Origin of the sequence: Flavobacterium sp. 316 (assembly GCF_000967805.1) — a bacterium.
GTDB classification, from domain to species: Bacteria; Bacteroidota; Bacteroidia; order Flavobacteriales; family Flavobacteriaceae; genus Flavobacterium; species Flavobacterium sediminilitoris.
On sequence record NZ_JYGZ01000016.1, the window covers coordinates 1 to 1,597 of the forward strand.

The following is a 1,597-nucleotide window of genomic DNA, read 5'->3' on the forward strand; positions in this document are numbered from 1 at the left end:
TTTTCGGGTGGGCGCGTTGGCTGTGCGGATATTTTACATAGTGCAAATTATAGTTTCATAAAAAAATCCTTTAATCAATTATTAACTCTTTTTTATGAACTATAATGCTCGATGCATTATGTAAAATAGCTTGGGAGTGGCTTTAGCGTTGGATTAAAGCTCTTGTTTTTTCGGCTTTGGGTGAGCAGCTCTATACTACACTTTATGGCTTTTTATTGACTGCTTAAAAAATCAATAATAACTCCCTATAAAAAACATAAAGTGTAGTATAGTGCTGTTCTTAGGGAAAAACAAGTGCTTTGTGCGGTGGGAGAAGCCACTGGAGCGTGGGGAGCGTTGGATGGGTGGGCGCAAAGAACTCAGCGAAGCGTTCCTATTTTTTTAATTATAAATGAATAACTAAAAACTAAAAATGATTATTTTAAAATTAGGGTAGTTTATTGGGTGGAAGTTGCTTGTCTTTTTGGGTAAGAGGTCGCATAGTAACTACCCCTTACTTCTTTCCGTATTACGAATACTTTTTTCAACTATTTATACTGATAATCAATGTTTTGGCTGTTTTTAGATTGATTTGTTAAAATGTGTTAAAATTGGCTGTTTTTGATTGGATAATTTGGTGTTGTTTTTTGCTTTTTATTCGTGTTGTATTTCCTTTTGAAAAAGCGCTTTGTGATGTGTTCTTATTTTTTTATTTATTGGTAGGACGTTGCATAGTAACTACGTCCTCCCACATACCGCACTACGGTTACTTTTTTAGGTTAATTTATTGATAATAAATGTTTTATATAAATTTCAGTCAATATGTTAAAAAGTGTTAAAATTGAGTGCTTTTTTTAGGGTTATTTTTAGTTATCCTATCGGATGATAATTCTCAATTTCTTTTTGTAAGTCGTCTATGTCGTTGATTAAATACATTTCTGTGGATATGATTCGTTTGTGTCCTGCAAAGTATTGTACTTGTCTTAGGTTGTAGTTTTTTAGCCAATAGGTTATGACTGATGCCCGAACTTGTAAAAAGTTGATAAACTTTGGATTTTGTTCTTTTAGTTCTTCTGTTAATCGCTTGTAGATGTTTAGTGTGCTTGGTTCTTTTACTTGTGTTTGTCCTGATGGTGGTGTGCTTAAAAATAATAGTTTGGTTTGCTGTGCTTGGTATTTTAGTAGTTCGTTTCTAGTTTTATATTGGTATTCCATTAAATCCATTATTTGGCTAGATTTGAGTTCTAGTGTTCGGTCTTTTCCTGTTCTTCCGCCTGTAATGTCTATTTTACCGTTTCTAAGGTCTAAACTATCGATTGTAATTCTGCTTACTTCGGCTGTGGTGATGCCTTGATTGAATAATAATCCTATAATCACTTTGTTTCGTTCTTTAGCTAGTTTATACATTGTAAACCAGTTGTGATGGCTTCTTGGATCATCTTCTTTTGGAACGGTGTAATTTTCGTAAATGTTTTGTAGTTCTTGTGGTGATAGTATGGGATAGAGTTTTTGTTTTTGTCCTCCTTGTAGTTTTATTCTAGTGGTTGGATTGTTTTTTCTCTTGCCTGTTTCTATCTGGAAGTTGAAGAAGTGCCTTAGTGCGATTAGCCTTAGTTTT

At 33.6% G+C, this 1,597-nt stretch carries 1 protein-coding gene; it reads right to left on the reverse strand.

Annotated elements, in window-relative coordinates; translation table 11 throughout:
- Window positions 1-849: 849 nt before the first annotated feature.
- Window positions 850-1,597: site-specific integrase (locus tag SY27_RS18610; protein WP_152640795.1), on the reverse strand; the 748-nt coding region annotated here is incomplete at its 5' end.